This window comes from Marinobacter iranensis (genome assembly GCF_029207565.1).
Taxonomy (GTDB): Bacteria; Pseudomonadota; Gammaproteobacteria; order Pseudomonadales; family Oleiphilaceae; genus Marinobacter; species Marinobacter iranensis.
Genome location: NZ_JANCMW010000004.1, coordinates 96,043 through 117,343 on the forward strand (window position 1 = coordinate 96,043; position 21,301 = coordinate 117,343).

Sequence of the window (21,301 nt, forward strand, 5' to 3'; positions counted from 1 at the left end):
CCGTGTGTGATTTCTGGGCAGGAATTATTCTTGCGGTAATTATCGTGGCCGCATCTGTCGCCTGGAAGCGCGTTAAGGCCGCCGACGAGTTCTCTCAAATGTCCTGGATGGACTGGTGCGGGCGCTTTGCGCTTCAGGGAGTGGGCGTCATTTTTTTGGGCGGAATCTTTGATTGGATGCCGCTTATGGCTGCAGGCGTCTTTATGGTCTGCTCGCTTTACTTGATCGCCATCCTTGGCCTTCTCGGTCGCTTCGATGAAATGATTTCAGAGATCGTCAGAGCAATACGTCGGCGCTAATCCGCCTCGTTATACCGCTTGTTGAACTGATCAATCGCCCGCTTCATCTGCTTCTCGATCCGCTGCAACTTCTCGTCTTCCTCGGCCGCCGACAAGTCCATTACCTCGATGCGGTCACGCTGCTTGCGCAACATCTTCAGCCGGTCCTCGGTGGACTTCATGACACCCTGCAGACGCAACTTCTCACGGTAGTCCTTGCTGAACTCGATCCGTTCGCGCCCTTTGAGGTTTTTCCGCTCGGATGTGAGCTGATTGATCTCGTTGCGGCGGTCGTAAAAGATTGACTGATCTTCGTAGGGCAGCACCTTGCCGTGAATCTTCCGCCAGAACGGAACCTCCCGGTCTTCGCGCTCCACGCCGGTCAGCACCTTTGTCACGTAGTTCGGCGTGCGACTGGTGAAGAAGTCATACGCACCACCGCCGTAATAACCTACCAGGAACTGCATCACGTCCGGGCTCAGGTCTACCGCACCGCTGCGGAACTCGCTGCCGCCGGTTGCCTCATTCAAGCCCGCAGCCAACTCCTTGAAAGCCTCCGGTGTACTGCGGAAGTACAGCGCACTGTCTGGCTTCTGAGTGCCAAACGGGAAGTTTTCCTTAAAGATCGGGCCGCCCATGAAGTTCTCGTTCAGGGAGATGCTGGCCACCGGGCGCAGGATGGTTGGCCAGATATTTTTTGCGACTACGCCATAGATTTCTTCAGACTGCTCAAAGCCAATGGGTGAGAAGCTGCCCAGGGCAGCCATTACAACATTGCTTGCGGCGTCGCCTGCAGATTGGCTCTCGCTGAGAGCAAGGTGTTCCATCTGCGTGCCGATAACCGGAAAGATGTTGTACCCGTAAGGCAGTGGAATCGTCCAATATTCCCCGGGCTCGCCACCCACCAGCGACTTCATGATGACGATGTTCCGCTCTTTCACATAGTCGGGCACCTTGTCCCACCAGTTCACCTCGTCGTCATCCTCGCCGGCCACCAGGCGGTTCAGCATGGACAGCGCGAAACCACCAACGGCCATGCCGACAGCGATCTTCTGCGCCGTGTGCATGCGGCGCCAGGCCGGGTCACCTTTCACACCATTCAGCCGCCCCAGGGTGCGGACAAAGTTGGCGGTACCCTGCACGGAGGCATTGGCGAACATGTACAGGGCGTTCATCATGGTGCCGAGCTCGCCCTTGCGGTTGAAGTTCACCGTCATGTTCTTGGCCAGTGACGCGGCCTGTGAGCGGGGTATTCCCGCCTCGATCGCGTTGACGTAGGCAGACAGCCGCACGCCGTTCTCGATGGCGCTGTTGGTGTTCTCTACCCAGTCCGTGGTGATCTTGAAGGCCCTGCGTAGCGTATTCGTTGCGCCACCACCCGCCACGGCAATCATCTTCTCCAGATCCTTCATCTGGCCGTCGATGTCCTTCATATCGAACCAGCCGGTTTTCGCGCCATCGGCCCGGAACTGATCGAAGTGCGCCTGCCATTGGCCAAGCTTGCCGCCCTTCTTCTTGCCTTTCAGGCTGGCATTGATAGCCCGAATGGAGGTGCCGACATTCTTGAGCGTCTTCGCAGCGATTTTCTTGCCGCGAACCTTGCCGTCATCACTGGTCTGCTCCGAGGTAAGGTTTAGGATTGCGGTCTGGATATCCCGGGAGAAGTTGGAGATGACGAACTCCGGGTTATAGCTGGTGTTCAGCGAGGACATGACCCGGGTAACGGCGGCCAGTGAGCGGATCAGCAGGTTGCTGTTGTCCGGCCCGATGTTGCGCATGGCGTTCATTAGCCGCTGATCCTCGATGCGGATGTAGTGCGTTTTGCCATCCACTTTGGTAGTGAAATAGCGGTCGCTCATCATCGCCATCGGGATAGTCTGCTCGCGGACCTCCACCTTCATCTTGCCGGTAGCGGGATCCTTCACCCGAACAGCCTTACGCTCTACCTCCGGGTTCTCGTCGGTGTAGATGCGCCAGTAGTTGTCATTCGGGTACGCCTGCACCAGGTTCATGAACGACTGACCAACCTCGTTCTTGCGGCGGCGCAGTACGGCTTCGGACAGGTCGCTGATGGTGTTCGCCAGTGGAGAGGCGGCCTTGCTCTTACGGCCGGCCGCCATCTGGGATTCCTTGCCAGAGATCGCGAAGCCTTTACCAATGCGCGGTGTGTCGGACTGCTGCTCGTCAGTGGCCCAGCCCTTCAGGGGCACGTAGTGCTTGTACGAGGACTCCCAGGCACCTACGGTATCCTCGTCCAGCAGTCCGGCACTTTTCAGAATCTTCCGGCGCATGGCCAGCATATCGTGGACGCGCTTGGCCAGAGCCTGATACTGCGGCAACTTGCCCTCTTTCTCGACCTTGGCAATGATGGCGGATGCCTCGGCGTCGGTCATGCCGGACCCACCTTCCGGAATCTCCGGGTTGCGCTCGGCAATGACGGCGTTACGCTCGGGCGCGTGCAGGGCGTACAGGAACTCGTCCAGTTGCTTCAGGGATACGTCGTTCTCCGACATCTCCTTGGCCAGCGGCTCTACCATGTTCTCCTGGATCAGCCGGACATCGTTCTCCACCTTGCCATGGAACAGCTCTTCGGCGCGGTACGCATTGGCAGGATCGGGGATTTCACCAAACTGCTCTTGAATGTTCTTCTGAACACCCTTGAGCACCGTGTGTTTGTCGGCGATCTTGGAGACGAGGTAGCGGGTCAGGGTATCGCTGGGCGGGCCGAACGGCTGGGGGTCAAGGTCTGGAATGCCGGCACGACTGAAGCGGAAGCCGGGAGGGATTACGCCTTCGTCGCTCTCGCCTGTGTCATTTTGCTGATCATTGACCGGGATCTTTGCTGCAGCGATGCGATCTCGGATGGCGTCAAGTGATACGGCTTTTCGGAAATGCCCTGCTTCGCCCTGGGTGAGCGAGTCGATGCCATAGCCGAATTCTTCTTGGAGGTAGTCATTCAGTGGTTCTCCATGCTTATTCCACAAATCCTGACGCATTTTCTCGGTAAGAGCAAGTTGTCCTTGTTCGCCGAAGCCGGTCAGCGTGGTAGCGCCAACGACAGTTCCGCCGTTCGCTTTAATATGACCGCGCAATCCTGCCAAGGTTCCGCCCATGGTCATGGTGTCATCCACAATCAGGTAGCTTTGGCCGGCAACAACGGGGCCCTCAAAGGTCGAGTGGTTGGCCAGACGGTAATCCGCTCCGGTGCCGGTCCTTCTGGCCCTCACCGATTGCACGATATCAGCCTCTACATCCAGCCCCAGGGCCTCGCCAAGTTTCACGGCGTATGCTGCAGGAATGGCATTGTCGCCACTTGCCTCTTCCGCCATTACCGGCACAAGGCGCGGGCGGCTGTCGCCAGCAATAGATTTCACGCGACTTATCGTCGCCTCAGTTACAAGGTCATCCACAAGCTCCGTCGCTGCGGCAATGTTACCTGCTTTAGCCTCGGCGTAACGCGGGTGTTTTTCGGCAGCGCCGAGCTCTGCGGCAAACGGCACCTTCGGGAAATCGGCGGGCCAAGCGGCGCGTTCGCTGCCGGATCTGCCTGCACGACTGAAGCTGACATCCGAGTCGCCTGGTCGCGAGAATCCACCCTGCTCCACAGTCCGCTGCGCCCCCCTCAAAATATTGAGCAGATCAGTCTCGCTCATCTCCAAGGTAAAGCCAAGTTTGCGCAGCCCCTCCCGGATCGCGGACACGATGCGATTCCAGAGTTTTTTGTGATTGCCGCTCTCGGCCATATGTGCCAGGAGCTCTTCTCCCACGGTCAGGCGGTGCTCGCGGTTGTTTGCGTCGAAATTGCCGTCAGGGTAATAGTCCCGAATGATCTGCTTGGCACGGTCCGTGCTGGCAAACCGCATGTACACTTGGTTCAGCAGCGGCTTCAGGTCGTTACCCAGCATCTTGCGCAGACCGTAATGGCCGACCACTTCGTGCAGGATGACTTCCTGCAACGCCTGTTCGTTCGGAATGCGGGGCGCCAGCACATACACCTGGTCATTCCAGAACACGGCGCGCATTTCGGATTCGGCTCCGGCTTGGCGGATGGCGTCACGTAGGCCTTTCGGGAAATCGGCAATGCGGTCCTCAACAAAGACTTCCGGCTTGCCTTTCCAGTTGGCCATGTAGGCGTCTGCCATGGGCTGAGCCTGGGCCCTGGTCAGGGATTCGGTGCGCTGATCTGGGGCGCGGCGGTAGTCACCGTCGCGGGAGAAGTACGCTTCTACCTGAGAGAGCTGGCTATCTACCGCCCGCGTAGATACTACGTCCTCACTCCAAATTACATAGTTGTGGTAACCATCACCATCGAAGCGGCTGTTCCCGTCTAAATAACGAAGACCTGGAATGCCTGCGTCGCTCAAAGCGGATGAAGCCGCCTTTGGAGAACCATGTATAGCCGCCAGTCGTTTATAGACCTGCGCCCCGCGCATTTCTGGCTCGTATACGATTCTGTTCGGGTTGAAAGCATCATCCAGTTTCTCCAGCGCGCGCTGAATTTCCTTTGGCTGCTCATCTAGGCGCTTGTCGTAATCCAGGAGTTCGTTATCGTCTGGAATTTCAACTTCATATAAATGCTTGTTTTTATCCTCATGGAGGTTAAACGATTGCGGCCACGAAGGCGCCTCACCATTTTTCAGTTTATCAATGACTTCCGATAGCAACTTGTCGGCGTGCTGATTCCCTCCTTCTTCGCCAACCAACTCTTCTATAGATTCCGCTGCTTTCTCGTAATTACCATCATGGATTTCTATCGTCTCTTCCACGAAGAGCTTCATTTCTAGAAGCTCCGTTTCGCTCATTGGCAGGTTGTCGTTCAATGCTGGGTTAGAGACAAAATCCCGGTAGTACTCGGCGATTGATTTATCTCCCGCAAAATACAGCCCCCACCCATATGCTTGCGCCCCCTCACCGGTGCCCATTGCCTCCAAGCTAAACTTATCGAATTTGTGCGGTGTGCCATGGTAAGCGAGCCGAAACATCGGCCGCAGATTTGCTCGGGCGTCTGTACCAGGCTCTTTGGTGCGGTTTTTTGGGGTCGTAGATGATGGCTGGCTGCTGACCGGCTGCTTGCGGGCAGGATCTGCGGCCCGTGATTTTTGTGCGGGCTTTGATTCTTGATCGCTGATTGGCTTGGTGGTGTCTCCGTCTCGCATCCACGCCTTGAACTCGTCGATGCTCATGCGAGTGACTGGCCCAACCTTCCAGCCTTTTTCGTAATTGGCCAGATACCCTTCCTTCGCTGCTTTCTCGTTGCGGAAACCCAGCATCACCTTCACTTCGTCAAAGGTGCCGTCGGCATTCACCTGGTCAATGACGAATACGCGGTCGCTCTCCGGGTCAGGGCCAATGAACACGTCCAGATTGTCGCCGTCGGCCGCCTTGGTGCCTTTGATGTCGCCGTAGTGGTGAGCCATAGTGGACTCCCACTTCTTACCATCCGGGTCGGTACCGGAGCGGACGGAGCCCTTCGGGTTCTCGATGGCGATTTCCAGGCCCTGGAGGCGTATGCGGCCCTTGCGGTAATTTCCCGCCTCTTTCTGCCTATCAGTGGGGTTGGTGTCGGTTTCGGCGGCGGCCACGGAAAGGGCGTCTTCCTGATCAGCAACTCGCTGGACGCCGCCTTGATCGCCGCCCTCCTGCCCTTGCCCGGTCAGCACCTCAGTGATCTGGTTGCCTGCATGCATCCCGCGATATGATTCGTATCCCGGCACATCATCTGATGGCTTCCACAATTCCAGCGGGTATCTTCCTGACGCAGGCTCGTTGTGAACAGGTATGTCTCGGCTATCGGGCGACGCCCCCCACCGCCCCTCGTTGTCATTCCATGTTAGCAGTGTCGCCTTACCGTCTTTAATGGCAACCCTAGCCCCTTTTATATCGAGACCATTCAGCCCTGCTGCCGAAAGCCTCGCAGCGTTGGCGTCGAGATACACGGTTTTTGCAGTGCGCGCCTTTTGCCCGTCATCGCCTTCATGCCCAGGAGTGTCTCTAGCTGCCTTATTCCGCGTTGTTGTGCCATCGCCATGGACCTTGTAGGTTGACCCTTTGGATGTCCGAAATTCACGTGCGGACTCCGGAGCATCAAACTGTGCATCGCCCGCCTGCAGGGTTTGGTTCATTTGCTTGCGAGCCCGACCTATCGCCGACTGGCGATCCGATTCGCTCGGATTCTTCCGTGTGTATTCGGTGGTGCCATCGTCCAGCGTTCTGCGATCAAAGTGCTTGCTGGCGAATACCCTGGCAGCCCCCCTCAGGCGCGCGCCTTTTGGCAACGTGAAGCGGCGAATTGCATTCTGGTTGACGTAATCGGCCTGATATTCTTTGCCGCCAACAACGCCTGTGCCTGGCTTGCGATGCTCACCCCCTGAAAGGTACTCGCCATCGAACTCAATCATCGCGCCCTTATTGCCGCCCTGACCGATAGCCAGATCTGGATCATCCGTTACGAACAGATTGCGCACGGCGCCCCGCTCAGGAGAATTCGAAAGGGTTTCCCGGATCAGATCGCCCACGCTTTCCGGGCTCGTCTCGCGGTACATCCGGCCTTTCATGGGTTTGATTTTTATGGTGCCAAGACCTGCCGAGATCTCCGCTGGCATTTGGCCGGCGTCAGGTTCGGGGGCGGGCGCGTCAACGGGGGATTTTTGCTCGGCTTGCAAAGGGGGGTTCGGTTCAGGGGTCGCCTGGACCGCCTGGCGATCCACTTCGGTAGCTTCCTGCTCCGGCGCCACTTCAGCTTGATCGACAGGCGCGCTTGTCTCTGCCTCTTCCAGCGGGGCGCCGTCATCGGTGGTGGCTTGCTGCTCGACCGGTGCAGCGACTGTATCGCGCTGCAGGTTGCGACTGACAGGCTGCCCGTCGCCAGCGGCTGTTTCCGCAGCAGCCTCTGCTGGTGAGAGGGTTGGCACGTCCTGATCGAAGGCGTCAAACGGATTGGGTTTCTGGCTCGCAGGCGCTTCCGGTGATGATCTTTCAGGTTCCGGCTGCACGATGGGCGGCGCGGGCTCGGGTGGCGTTTGGTCCTCGCGATTCCTGAGCCGCACAACAGGCTCCATCATGGCGGCCATGCCCGGACCTGCAATGCCGCCGATGATGGCGCTGTCGGCCATCAGGCTGCGAGCTTCGCCCCATGTCATGTCCGGGCGGATTGTGCCCTTGTCGATCCCCGCCTGCAGGCCAGCCGTTACGGTTTCCTGCAGCGACTCCGCGATAGCGGTTTTGCCGAGCTTGGCAAAGAAGTTCATGCCAGGCTTCAGGATGGTGGCGATCGGCAGGTATTCCGGAATGGCTTCGGCGGCCGCCTGCGCCAGCGCGTATTGCTGCGACTCATCGACGGACAGGCCTTCATCCCGCGCGGTACCGTAGGACTCACCACCCACCTGACCGCCAATAATACTCATGCCGGCGGCCGGGCTGCGCGTGATCGCGCTGGCCAGTAAGGCCGGCGTCATTTCAGCAATGCTGCCGATGGCCGCGCTGGTGTAATATTCGGGGCTGCCAGGCTCCGCGTTGACCGGCTTCATGGTGGACTGAGCATCCTTACGGAGATCTCGCCCCTTGTCGGCTACACGCTCCGGATTAATCAGCCCCATGTCGGCAACCTGCGCCTGTTGCTCGGGCGTCAAGTCCGTAGACATGCGAGTCTTTAGAGACTCCAGCGCCTCCGGAATGGGCGTCTTTGGATCGATCAGACCCTCATTTCCGGCCCAGGCAAGTGCCTTGTACTCGTTGGGCGTGATTCCCAGGCGTTGCGCAGACTGCTTCGTGAATCGCTCGCGCTCCTGCCCCATGTCCTCGCCCAGCATCTGAACCAGGCCGCCAAAGGATTGCTGCAAGCGCTCCGGGACGTTATCCAGGCTCTTGCCGGTTGCCTCCACGAACGAGTCGTACTTCTTGGGCTCAGGCTGGCCGCGTTTGCTCGCGGCAGGAAAGGATCGCCCGGCCCTTGCGGTCGTAGACGGCCCGTACTGTTCTGGCGCCGGCGCTCCCGCGTCAGCATCAAAGGCATCGAACGGATTACCGACAGGCTGCGCGGGCGGCTCTCCGCCCTGTACATCGAACCGATCAAAGGCGTTAGCCATTAAAAGCCCTCCGGCAGATAGCCGTATTTGGCGCGGAACTGTTCGGCCAGATCCGGGTTGTTGCGCAGGTGCTCGACGGCTGAGGGTGGTGCGGTCTGCTGCTGTGGCTGGCTATCCAGATCGCGATTCACTCGGCCGGACACGCTGCCGTCTTCCTGCGGTACACCGGTGCCATCACGCGGCAACGTCTCAGTCTCCGCCCCGACAAGTTCAAGGCCTTGTGGTGCCGGTTCGCCACCCTGCCCCTGCTCGCCGGTCCCTCGAGTACGTGAACGGATCATGGCCAGCGTCTCAATGGCCTGCTCTCGCATCTGCTCCGGTGTCCGGTAATTGTCGTCACCCGGGAACACGCCGCTGGATTCCTGGAACTTCATTTCCTGGGTGACGAAGTCATTAACGAAGCGCGACGGGTCAGTGCGGCTCTCGTTAACGCGGTTGAAGGCCACATCAAGGTTCGGCGCCATGCCGTTGGCGACCATCCATTCGGCGGTTTGGACATCGGCCGGCGGCTTGTTCGACGTGCCGGGCGGGTCCATTTGCGTCAGCTTGCCATCCGGGCCGGGCTGTACCCATCCAAGTTGCGGGTGCTGGAAGGGTTGGCCGTGGCGGCCTTCACCCTCTGGCTTGATGCCATACGCCGCATTGGTGGCCGCATCTCCTTCAACGCCGAGCGCTGCCAGTTCCCGGCGCTTGCGGTACGCCTCGCTGGTTTTGGTCTCCGGCAGTTTGGTACCGGTGCGGGCCGCATGCTGACGGATGAGTCCCTGAAGCTCCGGGCTGGACTGAACCGACTTGTACATCAGTTGGTGGCCCTTCAGTTTCTTCAGTGCTTCCTCCAGCGGGATCGCGCGAACCTCGTCATCCTTGGCGCTGCGATTCGTAGTCACCGGCGCCCGGCGCCATTCTTCGCCGCCCGGTCCTTTGTCCAGCACATCCAGATCGACCATCAGGCTCTTGCCGTCCGGACCTGGATAAACGCCGGCCAGCCGTTTCTGTTCAAGCCGGTGAGCGCCGTCCGCGCCCTCGTATTCTTCTCCGGTGCCCTTGTTGATCTCGGTACGGAAAACCCGCTCGAAAGCACGATTGAATTCCGGATCCTTCATGGAGATCTCGCCGCCCACGGTACGCTCGAGCGTCTGCAGCGATTGCCCGAACTCGGGATCCACATAGTTCGACCAGTCCACATCAAAGCGGCGGCCGTACTCGTCGGCAATCTCCGGATCGATGTTGCCGGACTGGATCCCTTGCTGCATCGCCTGCACCAGACGACCATCGTCCTCTCGCTCCCACTGACTGCGTTTCTGATCCATGGTCTCGCCCTGCCAGCGGTGTGACTCCGCCGCGCGACCTGCCTGCGCTTCCTGCAGCCCCATCCGGCGCTCGCGCTTGTCCATGGTGTCCATGAACTCGTAGCCTTGCATGAAACCCTGGGCCAGCCCCACTCCCGCACGTCCTGCCATGATGAAACCCTCTTAAAAAATGGATGAGGCCAGGAGGCCGATACCGGCACCGACGCCGGCGCCCAGCGGGCCGCCTACCATGAAGCCAATGCCCGCCCCTGCGCCTACCGCGCTCATCTTCTGCGACTTCTCGGCCGCTTCGATGTTGTCGCCCGCCCGTTCCCGGGCATTCGCCAAGCTGTCAGCCCGGCCCATGGCGTGCTTGGCCTGGCTCTCGTATTGCCGGCCTACATTGATCAGTCCCGCCATTATCCATTACCTCGCTGTTGTGCCACGGTGGAGAGCCCGCCGGCCATGATGCCCATCTTCTGATCTTCCATCGCGGTACGGGTTGCGTTGCGAGCGCCCGCCGTGGCCGCCGCCTTTTTGAGCCCGAACGTGCGCTCGCTGGCTTCCGACTGATCGCCGGTCTGCCGAACGCCGTAGCGGCTCATCTCCCTATCCGTCTGCTCGCGGCCCGCATCAAACGATTTCGCCATGGTGAGTCCGGCCTTATCGACCGCCTCGTTGGCGTACGTGGAATCGTTGATGCGACTGAACAGCATGTCCTCGACCGGCGCAAAGCGCTTGCGGTAGTCCTCCCACTGCGCCCGGTGGATCTTGGCCATGTTGTCGGAGCCGGACATGCGTCCGCCGGCGGCAGGCTGCAGGATCGTCGGGTCATAGCCGGGCTTGTACACGCCGCCGGCGCTGATAGAAGACGGTGTTGATTCCGGTACCGGGGTCTGTGCCGCAGTCTCGTTGGCGGTATTCAAGGCAAGGTTGCACATAATTCTCTCCTACAGGCGGCTGACGTAAGCGCTGTTGCCGTAAAGCGGGGTGGTCTGGCCCTGCGTATTGAGCCCTGGGGCGCCGGTCATCGCCTGGGTGCCCGCGCCCGCGACGGTACCGGCAAGATGCAGTCCGGCCTGGCGGTTCTCGAAAGAGCGATTGGCGCGGTCGATGGAATCCCGCGTGGCGTCCGCTGCGACGGTACCCATGCCGCTAATGGAATCGGTGGCCTGGCCCTGCCCCATCTGGACAACGCTCTGCAGGCCCTTCAGCCCACGGTTGTCCACCGCCATTTCGGTTTCGTTGAGGCCGGTACCCAGGGAAAGCGAGCGGTCTTCACCAATGCCGTCCATGGCGGCACGGAAGCGGCCGCTGTCCGGCGTGATCCCGTTCGCGGTGAGTGTATCCGTCAGGTTGTCTTCCGCATCACCAAAGGCCTGCTGGACACTGGCGTTCGCACTACCCCGGGCGGACTCAAAGTCGCTGTCGGAGGTCTGTACGGCCTCAATGAACTGGTTCTCGATGGGCACAAAGCGTGTCTGGTAATCGTTCCAGCGCTCTACCGCAATGCGGCCCAGCTCCTTTTCTTCTTCGGTCTGTTCCGGCTTATCGCTACCGCCACACATAGATGCGCTCCTACACTTGCTTGAGGATGTAACCGATGGCATCAAACCCCAGGCTTTCGCACAGGGCCTTTACCTTGTCTGCCTGGATGCCCAGACCGTTACCTATCAGGATCTCCGCAGCTCCCCGCTCCCGGCCCCAATCGATGTACCGCTGGATCAGCTGGTGGGCGTAGCCGCTGCGACGGTATTGCGGGTGCACGTAGAAAACGCGCTCTGCTGCTACCGGTGTCGGCGTGTACCACGGACTGGCGAGCTCAGCGATCAGGAACCCGCACACCAAGCCGTCATCTGCATCCACGCCAATGGCGAGAGAATTTTCCCGGGTAATCATTGCGGCCAGGTTCCCCGCCAAGTGCTCTGGATCAAACTGCAGTCGCGGTATCCATCCGGCCTCGTGGCCCACCTCTTCAAACAGGGCGACCATGGGCGGGATATCGATGAGCGTGAGCGGGCGAATGGTGTTAGTCATGGATGAGCCTCTTGTGGGCGGCAGTGACCAGCTTGGCGTACGCCACATCGCTGCTGAAGCTGGCTTCGCAGTGGTCGTCCTGCCAGAAGAAGATCCGGTTGATGATTGCCCGAGCGATGCGCCACCGCCGTTTGTCGCGGCTTATGTGGCAGCGGGCCGATACCGTCATGTCCGGATTGCCTTTCAAGATGGCGCAGTTGATCCCCTGGGAGAGCCATGTAGCCATCCCGCCAAGCCAGTCACGCATGGGTTATTCCTCAAGCCAGAACGAGAGATCGGACAGTTGCGCCGAGGTCGGTGCGGGGTCCATTTGCCGGAACATTTCGGCTTTGACATGCAGCAGCGCGCCGCGAGTGGCCCGGTTCAACTGGACCTCGCTGTAAACCTGCTGCAGTTCGGCCTTGGTTAACTGAATGAACGAGTTATCGCCCCGCTTCCATGTGAGCTTGCCGCCCTGAAGTGTCGGCAGATTGTCGAACAATCCTATAGAACCATTCATGCGGGCATCGCTGCGTTCGTCGCAATCGAAGTTCCCGAAGGTCGTATCCACCGGGGCGACTTCGTGGGTGTCGCGCCACTGCTTGATGGTCGCCCAGGTTGCAGGCCGGTTATCAGGATTAAGCTGGAAGAACCGCTTCAATGGTCACCTCCGCATCCAGATAAGGAATGGCGGTAAATCTCAGGGTGTAGGTGCCCGGCAGATCGACCGAGAACTCCACAACGCCGTCGGTTACCTCGTCTACTTGACCATCTGGCCACCGAACCGACGTACCGGCCGGCACGCCCGTAATTGCTGCCGTGTCGCCGCCATCCGCTACGATCTGGGTCGCACTGACGGTGAACGGGAACGGTTGCCGCGCGAGCACTTCGCCATCGGCGACATAGGCGGTGGCGTCGTCCATCTCTCCGTAGATCGGCACCAGGTCCTCGTCACCTTGAGGCTGCAGCGCCGCTTCTTGTGGAGAGCCGGAATAAATCCGGTCGATGCGGCCGTCCGGTGCGTAGATCGCCCATCGGTTCATCGCTTGGCTTCCATGATGGTTAATGCTCGGTGTCCGACGGTAATGTTACTGCCCCCGGAGTTGTCGATATGAATGTAATACGTCGCAGAGGGCGAGGATGGCATGTAAAACTGGATGGAGCCGGCGCCCGCTATGTTGTATACCGGGCCGGAGAAATCTGAACCTTGCTGGTAAGCCCTGCATATGCTCACCGGGCCATATATGGTGACGCCTCCCCGCCGAACACTCAGCCGGGCCGCATGGTTGGAGCTTACTGACCCTGGCGCGCCAAGCACCTCAACGCTGGCCGTTACAATAATTGGCGCTCCGGACAATGACGCAGAAAGTGACAAAACGTTGCTCCCGGTTGCTGAGGCTGTCGTGGTGGACGAAGACGAGACTCCCCTCGGAAACGTCACCGCCTGCCCCTGGATCTGCAGGGTGTCCACGTACGCATCACCGGTGAAAATTTTGTTGCCGTCGATCAGGGTGGTGCCGGGACGTATCCAGTTCTGGAACAGGGAGGTATCGGCGTTCTCCGCCATTTGCGCCACTTGCGCGAGGTCGTAGGCGGTGCCGGCAATCTGCAGGGAGCTGGCGATGTACCCGGAGTCTGCCTCAATGTGGCCCCGGGCAGTAATGTTGTTGAACTCCGCATTGCCAGAGCGGTTGATGATGAACCCCGCACTGCCGGCGACGTAGTTGTTCGACCGGATGCGGTCGTTGATCGAGAGATCCCAGATTTCGGCGATGTCGATTTTCGCGCCACCAATGGAGGCGTTCACGATGTTGGCGCCGGTGATGGTCGCCAGCTTGACCTGCAGCCCGGTGATGTACGCTTCCGGGATATAGGCCGGCACATTGATCACGAACCGCTTGTGGCCCTCCACCTGCGCATACCCGAAGACCAGTTGCGTGTCGCGGGCCGCAGCCATGCTGGCGTAATTGGCGTCGGGATCGAACGGGGTAATGCTCTGGCCTGGGTCGATGAAATAGACCGCGTCCGACGCCACGATGAATTCGCTGGCCCCGTTCACATTGGCCAGGCCGATGCCGGCGACACGCCCGTTCACGTCCAGTTTGATCGTGTACTGCGCGGACAGGACGGTTACATCGTCTTCCACACTCTGCACGGCCGACACTTCGGCCTTGGTCTGCAGGGCGGCGGCGTTGCCATCTACGCTGGCCGTGAGGGTCGTTACATCGCTTGAGATCGCCGTAATGTCGGTCTCATTAGCGGTCACCCGCACATCCAGATCTTGCAGCGCTTGAGCGTTACCGTCTACGTCCAGCGCCTGCACATCGGCCTGTAGCTGGGTAATGTCGGAGCTGTTGGCGCTGATCGTGCCTTCGGCAGTGGTTACCCGGCTGTCCAGCAGATTCAAAGCCTGGCTGTTGCCGGAAATATCGCTCTGCGCGGTGGTCAGGTCGCTTTGCAGTAGGGTGATATTAGAGCTGTTGGCGGTAACGGTGCCTTCAGCGACAGTTACCCGGCTGTCCAACGTCCCGATAGCGCTGGTGTTTGCAGCAAGATCGCTTTCCGTGTCGGTGACTCGCACGCCAAGCGCGGTTATATCGGTTGCGTTGGAGGTAATATCGCCGTCGTTGGCGGTCACTCGTACATCCAGGTCATTAATGGCCACCGCGTTGGCGGCAATCAAATCGCTGAACGTGGCGTAATTGCCGACCTCGGTCCAGTTCGCGCCCTCGGCGGGTGTCGGAGCCGGGGCTGTCATCGCCACAAGTGCGCGCCAGGCCCTGTCGTTATAGCTCACCAGGTCATCAACGGCGTAATCCGTGGAGGTGTCATACACGGAGATATTCAGAAGGTCTGACAGGGCTGCTTCGGTCGAAGCTATGCGCCCGCCGTGGTCCGACAGCGTGGTCTGGATGGAGGGAATCGACTGTATCGGCGTCAGTAGCTCGCTGGCCAGTTCGCTCTCGGAGATCAACCCCTCGATCTGGCCAATGATGTAATCCGGGTGCAGGGCGCTCTGCGCGTACGTTCCGGTAGTCGCATTGAACGGCCCCGGGTTGTCACTGGTGGAGACGGCACGAACCCAGTAGTAATACCCTTCCCCGCTGCCGACAGGATCCGCGTACAGTCCCGCCCGGGAGGTGGCCACCAACGTCGCGTTAGCCAGGTTGTCAGCATCGTGGCGCCAGATCTCTGTGTACGCATAACCATTCTGGTTGTAGCCGTCCCACCCCAGGAAGATGAACCCGAAGCCGCCGTCGGCGGTCAGGTTGGTCAGCGGGCCCACGTAGGTCGGTGGTGGGGGTGTCACGCCATCGCCGGGCTGCAGCGAGCCACCAGCGGACAGGCGCCCGAGCTTGCTGGCCACCAGGTCCCGGTAGGTCACCACGCGATCCAGTTTGTCGCCCCGCTCGCCCTTCCAGATACTGACCAGTTCGCGGAGCTTTTCGACCGCGACATCCTTGCTGCGCGAGGGCGGGATGCTGGGCAATTTACTCACGTAAGTTGCTCCATCGCCTCGGCCGCCAGTATCCGGCGCACCGTGCGCGTGCCCTCCATTTCGACTTCAAAGCGACGCCCCAGGGCAGCGGCAGGCAGCCAGAACGGATCAGGGGAAGTCACCTGCTTCTCGTAGACCAATCCGGATTCATTGAACAGGCGGAAGACCAGAGAGTCGTCCGGGGTCGCCGGGTAACTCTCCGCATCCACGCGGGCCGCCGCCATATTGATCGGCTTGCCCGCGATGCTCACACCGCTGCGCCACAGATACGTCAGGCGGTTGGCGGCGTCCGCATCCCACCGAACGATCTGGCCACCGATCACCAGGTACAGGTCGCCGGACTTCGGGTCGCTGTAACCGGCGTCCGCGTAGAAATCCAGCGTCACATACGCATCGCCGCCCGCAGTGATCGCGAAACCGGCATTGCCGTCAGCCCCTTCGTAGAAGCCGATGTACCAGTCGTGCAGCCGGTAGGCGTGAACGGTGGACGGATTGACGCGCTCCCAGTCGTAGGTGTCGATCACTCCGGCCGTAATGATGGGGGCATTGCCGGCGCCGTCCACGGCTACCAGTCCATCCCCGGTGGCGTACACCGCAAACTCACCCATATCCACCATGCTGCGCTTGGAGGCGCATGCGCGGGGCGTCTCGATGTCGTCCTGGGACGCGGCGGCCGGACTGGTGAATGACACAATGGTCGGCTGGCCGGTGGTGGAGACGACGATGCCGCCGCGGACTCCGACAATCCCGACGATCGGTTGGTCCATGGTCAGGCGGTAACCGGGTGGCCACGCGTGAGGCACGAAGGCCTCGGACAAACAAAGCTCTTTGCCGACGAACCCCGCCATGACGCCGTTGGGCAGCGCGATCAGCCCGATCATGTCCTCCGGTGGCGGGTACCACTCATAGGAGGGCAGCACCTCGCCCAGGTCTTCGCCGGCCACGCTGTCGGTGTACGAGGTCTGTGCCGCCGGAATCTCCGCCACGAACTGGTACTCGGTATCCCCGGACGCACTGGCGGCGCGATAGATGCGCTTGGCAGTGACGTTGTAGTTGCCGGTCGGGACAGTTGGAATATCGGTGAGGTCTACCGACTGACCACTGAACACCTCAACAATCTGCGAAGCCGGTGCGGGCGGCCCCTCTTCGCCGCGTTCCGTCACCCAGGTAAAGGTGTAGGGGCGGCTCTCGCCTTCCTCGTCGTCCGGATCGGCGGTGCCGGTCACGGCGACGGTGACAGGAGTTGAGGGGGCAGGCACGCCCAGACGGTAACGATTGGAGGGGTACGCGCCGGCACCACTGGTGGCGATGGAGGCGTAGGTCATGGCCGGAGCACCATCACCGGTGAAATAGGTGGTGGCCTCGGTATCGGAGGGCAGCGGGCCCTCGGCCACGTCTGCATCGGTGTCGAACTCGAACCAGAAAGCGGTGTCGCCGAAACGGTGAATGGTTTTCACGCCGACGACGGTCGTGCTCTGGATGGTTACCGGGCCGCGAAAGGACGACAGCGCACCGGTCTGCAGGCGACAGTTACGTGCGACCTGCGCCTCACCAACTTCCAGCAGATGCGGCTCGACCGCCGGACGAGCGCCCCGGATAAACGACACATCGATCATGCTGCATCCTTAGAACGGTTGGGGTGTAACGCGCAGGGGCTTCTCGGTGTGGCCGGTGGCCCGACGTACCCAGGCTTCCGTAACGGCATCGGTGTATTTGGTTGTGTGCCACGCCACCATTTGCGGGTTGCTCCAGTCGCGGCCCGGAATGGATTGCAGGCTGGCGATGGCGCCGTGGATCAGTGCGCGGTCGTAGTCCAGGCCGATGCGGTCCGGGACGCCGCCAGAGGATCGTGACGGGCGCAGGATCGCGCGGATCTCCACCGGGCCCTCATCGGGGTCCAGGGGTGGATCAAAGTGCAGCAGCCCAAACACGTTGATGGAGGGCCATAGAGCGGTGCCGTCTTTGTTCTTGTCCTTGCGCTGAACGGCCGAGGCCAGCGACAGCACCTCGGTCTCTTCCGGCAAGTTCAGTTGATAGCGGGCAACCCCGTGAACCGGGTACACGCTCAGCAACTCTTCTTCCCAAAGGTGCGTCTCGCGGCAGAACTGGATCGCGGTACGCCGAACCTCGTCCTCAACCAGCGGCTCCGGGCAGCCCGGCACGTGTGGCAGGATGTGCTGATACAGGTCACTCCAGATCATCGCTTAGTCCGCTCCTGTACCTGTTCGGGGTGAAGTTCCTGCTTGGTCACCTTGCGACCGGTGATCAACTGGTGCGCGATCTGCTGGTAGCCCATCGCCTTGTTGAAATCCTGGGTGCCGCTGGTCTTGCTGTACGCGCGCGACAGCACCAGGTAATACAGGGCGGTGTCGTAGATGGCGGACAGCGCCAACGTGTCGCCCGTCGCGGCGAGAACGGGTGGCTCGGCTGCAAACGTGGCCTGGACGTGCCCGGCCGGATCCGGCTGCGGCGGGTACACCTCGAAAGCGGTCGGGTCGCGGTCGTCGTACAGGTAGTGCTTCGCACTGATGTTCGGGGTTGAGGATCGCCAGCCGGGGCGTACCGCTTCCAGGATGGTGCGATCCACCTGGGTAATGCTGGCCCCAGGGGTGTTGCCGTCCGCACCCATGTTGCCGCCGATATCGATCAGGGCCACGGCCCCGGCGGGAAGGGCCTGCAACGTGCCTGGCTGCAGTGGTATCGCCTCGCTCTTGCTGTACGCGGTCGGTTTCAGGTTCACCGCCTCGCGCTGCGCATCGCTCAGGTACTCCAGCAACTCGGGCTCGCTCCACCGCGTGTTCGTTTCATCGAACAGGGTGCGAGCGGCGCGTGTGCAGATCTCTCCCGCCGTGGTCATGGGTTATTCCCCGCCCGTCTTCTGAGCGTCGGCGCTGGCTTCCGCGTCCGCAATCAACGCCAGTATCTCGGCGATCAGGTCGTCCTTGGTATTGCGCTTGTCCAACTCGACATCAAACTGCTCCCGGGCAAACGCTTCCAATTGGTCCTTGGTCGCTTTTGCGATAGGGGTCAGGGTGCCGTCGATGTTGATCTGCGGGGCAGGCGTGTTGTCGCCACCGGGATCGCCCGTCTTCTGAGCGTCGGCGGACGGCTCGGCTTCAACTTCGGCGTACTGGTCCGGGTGACGGGACAGCATCTTGCGCGCGAGCTTTTCGTCCTCGATTTCCTGAACGTCGCCACGGCCCGCAAATACCACACCGGTACCGTACAGTCGCTCGCGGTGGGTCCGCTGGCGTCCTACGTATTGAATTTTCATAGCCTTCTCCGTGGAGAAATGCGGGGCCCGAAGGCCCCGTCAAGGTGGGTTTAGCGGCCGCGCCACTCGTATTGCACGCTGGCCGTGATCTCGTTGGACGCCACTGCGGCACCTGCCGTGATCACGATGTCCACGGCGTACGGCAGCCGGACGGGCTTCAGCGCGGTGTTTGCCCGCTTACGACCGGCGGCCGCAATGTCCGCTGCTGCCAGGAAGTAATCAGGATCACCGGCGCCGTTGTCCGAGTTGACCGGCACGTAACCGACATCAACGACTGCGGCGGCACCGCCGACACCATGGAACAAGTCCAGGTCGTGCAGCTCGGTATCGGCAGGGAGGCGGATGAGGTGCAATACATCCCCGCTGGCCAGCGCCCCGGTGTAGGACCGGGTAGCTCGGGCTTGATTGCCGTACTCGCCTGCGTGGACAACGTCCGCTTGCAGGACTTCTTTGTTCAGGTCTGCCATTGGATTAATCCTCCAGAACTGGCAAGGGCGCCCGGGTGGACGCCCCCGTTAACGGTTACGCCTTGGGATCAGGCGAGTAGCTGTCGATGGCGAACACGCCGTGATCGGTCATCTCGTTGGTGTCCTGACGCTTGAAGCGGACCTTCTTCTTGCCACCCATGAACGCCATGGAGATCTCCATGCGGTTCTCGTGGTCGGTCCACTCTTCGTGCCAGTTGGCGTAATGGCCAGACTTGCCGTGGTTGCCGTAGGCCTCTGCCAGCGCCTGGGCGCCCATCAACAGCGCACGGTCCGTATCCACGGCCGCTGTCTTGTTGACGATGTTGCCGTTGGCGTCGTAGGCGCGCACAGCCTTACCGGCAGGGAAGCGCACGGCGCGGTTCAGCTTCTTGATCAGAATGCCGTTCCACATGCCGCAATCGCCCAGGAACAGCGGGTGGTTCCAGCCCTGGCTACGCGCATGCGCGTTGGCCACGAAGGTCCGCCAGTCGTTGGGAGAGGTCTGCTGGTTGAAGTGGTACCACTGACGACTGGTCATCTGCAGCATGTACAGAGGCGCATCGTCGGCCGCCGGATCCATCTCGCCCTTGCCGTTCATCAGCCGGATCGGCTGCAGCGGGAACACATCTTCATCCATGATCGAGCGGATCATGTCGATGGTCTCCAGGGTGATGAAATCCGTGGTGCCGAGATCGGTCACGTCGGTTGCGCTACCCGGCACCATGTACCGGTTGCGAGACGGGGGCAGCACCTCGTTGACCACCACATCGCCGAACTCGCTGTGAGTCTCCAGCGGGACGGCCCAGTCGATGCCGCTCTCAAAACCGCGAGCGCCCGCCAGGTGAACCTGGGTCAGCTGGTCTTCGAGGCGAGCCCCGTAGCCGGCCAGGTTGGCCTTGCTGATGGAGCGCAGGTCGTGAACCGTGCGCTTCTGGGCCATGCGGCCGCCGGTATCCACGCCGGCGCGGTACTGGTCGATCTTGATGTCCATGGAACTGAATGTCAGGTCCATCAGGCGACCGGCGATCTTCTGATCCCCCATGTTCGGGAGCCCGGTCACGATGTTGAACAGATCGATGCTGGCGTTGTCGCCGGCGCCCACGGACAGATCGCGGATCTGCACAATGGGGTAGTCGGGGCTGGTCTGGCCCTTCAGTTTGGATTCCGCATTTCCCTGCTTCGGTGCCGGACCGGTCAGGTTCTTGCGCATGGATGGCCGGCGCTGGGTTTCAGCGAAGGCCGCGACGGAAAAGAGCTTGCGGGCCAGTGGCGACCCGACAGGGATGTTCGTAGGCATGATATGTCCTCAGCTATAGGTCACAGCCTGGACAGGTACTCGTCGATCTCGCTCTGCGACATTTTCGCCAACTTGGCTTCAAGCTGGGAGGGCGTCATACGCTCCAGCGTGTCGGATTCGGCTTGATCGGCGGGCATCCCGCCAGGCAGGTCGGAAAGGGAATTGGGCGCGGTACGGGTGGCAGCCTCTTTGGCGGCCAACTTCTCGTCCGCAGCCTTTTCCAGGTCTTCGGTGGTTTTCGGTGCAGGCTGTTTGCCGGTGAGTCGTTGAACAACGGTCTCGAACCTGTCCTTCAGCGAGTAGTCCTTGAACGCCGGATCTTTTTGCAGCCGGTTGTCCAGGGCGACGGCGGCGTCCCACATGGGATCCTCGTCGTTCATCCACTTGCTGAGCTCGGGAATCGAGTCGATGGCCTCATTGACCTCGTTCTGCAGCCGGTCCGCTTCCTGCTGGGCCGTTTCTTTGGCTTTCGCCTCCTGCTGCTCACGCCAGGTCCGGTTGTCGGTCAGTTCCTTCTCAAGGCGCTTCTGGGTCTCCCGCATTTCGTGCAACTGTTCACGGCGTGCCTTTTCCGCTTCGGCGGCTTCGTCGCCAAATTCCTCGCGGTAGGCCTCAAGATCGAAAGTGTCCTTGTCGGCGGACTTGCCGGAGTCGTCTTGAGTGTTCGCCTTCTCCTGTTGCTTCCGTTCTTCCTCGATGCGCTCGCGTTCGGCCTTCAACTCATCCAGTTCGCGGTTGAGTTTGCGGACCCGCTCGCGTTCCGCCTCGAGCACGGAGTACGGGATTTCGTGTTTGCCATCGCGGGTTTTGATGACCGACTGCGGTTCGTCCTGAGCCTTGTCGTCGTCCTTGTCGTCACCCTCTGCAGGGTCGTCCTTCTTCTCGGGCTCCGGATCGGGCTTTTTCTCAGCCTCTTCCGGCGGCTTCTTGCCGTCATCGTCGTCCTTGTCGTCGGTCACGGACGCCTCGTCGGCTCCGTCATCACCCATTTGCCGGAGAAATTCCTCGACACTTTCCTCGTCGGTTGGTATCTCATCCGGGTTGCTCAAATACTCATCGAGCCGTTTATCAGCCATGCTGTTCTCCTGTATCGCGGG

At 60.8% G+C, this 21,301-nt stretch carries 18 protein-coding genes; 1 reads left to right on the top strand and 17 read right to left on the bottom strand.

The window, feature by feature from the left end; genetic code table 11:
- Positions 1 to 2 precede the first annotated feature (2 nt).
- Entirely contained in the window at positions 3 to 299 is a 297-nt protein-coding gene (locus NLU14_RS08505) for a hypothetical protein (protein ID WP_275705800.1), read from the top strand.
- Here the strand turns inward: NLU14_RS08505 and NLU14_RS08510 are convergent.
- The 17 genes from NLU14_RS08510 to NLU14_RS08590 are packed head-to-tail and all read right to left on the bottom strand — an operon-like array spanning position 296 to position 21,280.
- Positions 296 to 8,362, bottom strand: a complete 8,067-nt coding sequence (locus NLU14_RS08510; protein WP_275705801.1) for an LPD38 domain-containing protein — start codon at positions 8,360 to 8,362, stop codon at positions 296 to 298. The two genes, NLU14_RS08505 and NLU14_RS08510, sit on opposite strands and share 4 nt — an antisense overlap.
- A complete protein-coding gene (locus tag NLU14_RS08515) occupies positions 8,362 to 9,822 on the bottom strand; it encodes a hypothetical protein (RefSeq protein ID WP_275705802.1) in 1,461 nt (486 codons plus the stop codon). The genes NLU14_RS08510 and NLU14_RS08515 overlap by 1 nt, the downstream gene beginning before the upstream one ends.
- 12 nt (positions 9,823 to 9,834) lie before the next feature.
- The gene (locus NLU14_RS08520) at positions 9,835 to 10,071 is read right to left on the bottom strand and encodes a hypothetical protein (protein ID WP_275705803.1); all 237 of its coding nucleotides are present in this window, start codon (positions 10,069 to 10,071) and stop codon (positions 9,835 to 9,837) included.
- Positions 10,071 to 10,592, bottom strand: coding sequence for a hypothetical protein (locus NLU14_RS08525; RefSeq protein WP_275705804.1), 522 nt, complete (start codon positions 10,590 to 10,592; stop codon positions 10,071 to 10,073). Before NLU14_RS08525 ends, NLU14_RS08520 begins: the two co-directional genes overlap by 1 nt.
- 9 nt (positions 10,593 to 10,601) lie before the next feature.
- Positions 10,602 to 11,219 carry a hypothetical protein gene (locus tag NLU14_RS08530; RefSeq protein WP_275705805.1) on the bottom strand — a complete coding sequence of 206 codons (618 nt, stop codon included), beginning with the start codon at positions 11,217 to 11,219 and terminating at the stop codon, positions 10,602 to 10,604.
- Positions 11,220 to 11,229: 10 nt separating this feature from the next.
- Positions 11,230 to 11,688 carry a GNAT family N-acetyltransferase gene (locus NLU14_RS08535; RefSeq protein WP_275705806.1) on the bottom strand — a complete coding sequence of 153 codons (459 nt, stop codon included), beginning with the start codon at positions 11,686 to 11,688 and terminating at the stop codon, positions 11,230 to 11,232.
- Positions 11,681 to 11,935, bottom strand: a complete 255-nt coding sequence (locus NLU14_RS08540; protein WP_275705807.1) for a hypothetical protein — start codon at positions 11,933 to 11,935, stop codon at positions 11,681 to 11,683. Before NLU14_RS08540 ends, NLU14_RS08535 begins: the two co-directional genes overlap by 8 nt.
- 3 nt (positions 11,936 to 11,938) lie before the next feature.
- Positions 11,939 to 12,328: a DUF4376 domain-containing protein gene (locus NLU14_RS08545; protein WP_275705808.1), complete on the bottom strand. Its 390-nt coding sequence runs from the start codon at positions 12,326 to 12,328 to the stop codon at positions 11,939 to 11,941.
- A complete protein-coding gene (locus tag NLU14_RS08550) occupies positions 12,306 to 12,710 on the bottom strand; it encodes a hypothetical protein (protein WP_275705809.1) in 405 nt (134 codons plus the stop codon). Before NLU14_RS08550 ends, NLU14_RS08545 begins: the two co-directional genes overlap by 23 nt.
- Positions 12,707 to 15,166: a phage tail tip fiber protein gene (locus NLU14_RS08555; RefSeq protein ID WP_275705810.1), complete on the bottom strand. Its 2,460-nt coding sequence runs from the start codon at positions 15,164 to 15,166 to the stop codon at positions 12,707 to 12,709. The genes NLU14_RS08550 and NLU14_RS08555 overlap by 4 nt, the downstream gene beginning before the upstream one ends.
- Positions 15,163 to 16,782: a hypothetical protein gene (locus NLU14_RS08560; RefSeq protein ID WP_275705811.1), complete on the bottom strand. Its 1,620-nt coding sequence runs from the start codon at positions 16,780 to 16,782 to the stop codon at positions 15,163 to 15,165. The genes NLU14_RS08555 and NLU14_RS08560 overlap by 4 nt, the downstream gene beginning before the upstream one ends.
- Positions 16,783 to 16,791: 9 nt before the next feature.
- Entirely contained in the window at positions 16,792 to 17,367 is a 576-nt protein-coding gene (locus NLU14_RS08565; RefSeq protein WP_275705812.1) for a hypothetical protein, read from the bottom strand.
- Positions 17,364 to 18,023, bottom strand: coding sequence for a phage adaptor protein (locus NLU14_RS08570; protein WP_275705813.1), 660 nt, complete (start codon positions 18,021 to 18,023; stop codon positions 17,364 to 17,366). The genes NLU14_RS08565 and NLU14_RS08570 overlap by 4 nt, the downstream gene beginning before the upstream one ends.
- Positions 18,024 to 18,026: 3 nt before the next feature.
- A complete protein-coding gene (locus NLU14_RS08575) occupies positions 18,027 to 18,440 on the bottom strand; it encodes a hypothetical protein (RefSeq protein ID WP_275705814.1) in 414 nt (137 codons plus the stop codon).
- A gap of 50 nt (positions 18,441 to 18,490) precedes the next feature.
- Complete coding sequence (locus NLU14_RS08580; protein WP_275705815.1) at positions 18,491 to 18,907, bottom strand: hypothetical protein; 417 nt, start codon at positions 18,905 to 18,907, stop codon at positions 18,491 to 18,493.
- Between the two features lie 55 nt (positions 18,908 to 18,962).
- A complete protein-coding gene (locus tag NLU14_RS08585; RefSeq protein ID WP_275705816.1) occupies positions 18,963 to 20,204 on the bottom strand; it encodes a N4-gp56 family major capsid protein in 1,242 nt (413 codons plus the stop codon).
- Positions 20,205 to 20,224: 20 nt separating this feature from the next.
- A complete protein-coding gene (locus NLU14_RS08590) occupies positions 20,225 to 21,280 on the bottom strand; it encodes a hypothetical protein (RefSeq protein WP_275705817.1) in 1,056 nt (351 codons plus the stop codon).
- Positions 21,281 to 21,301 lie beyond the last annotated feature (21 nt).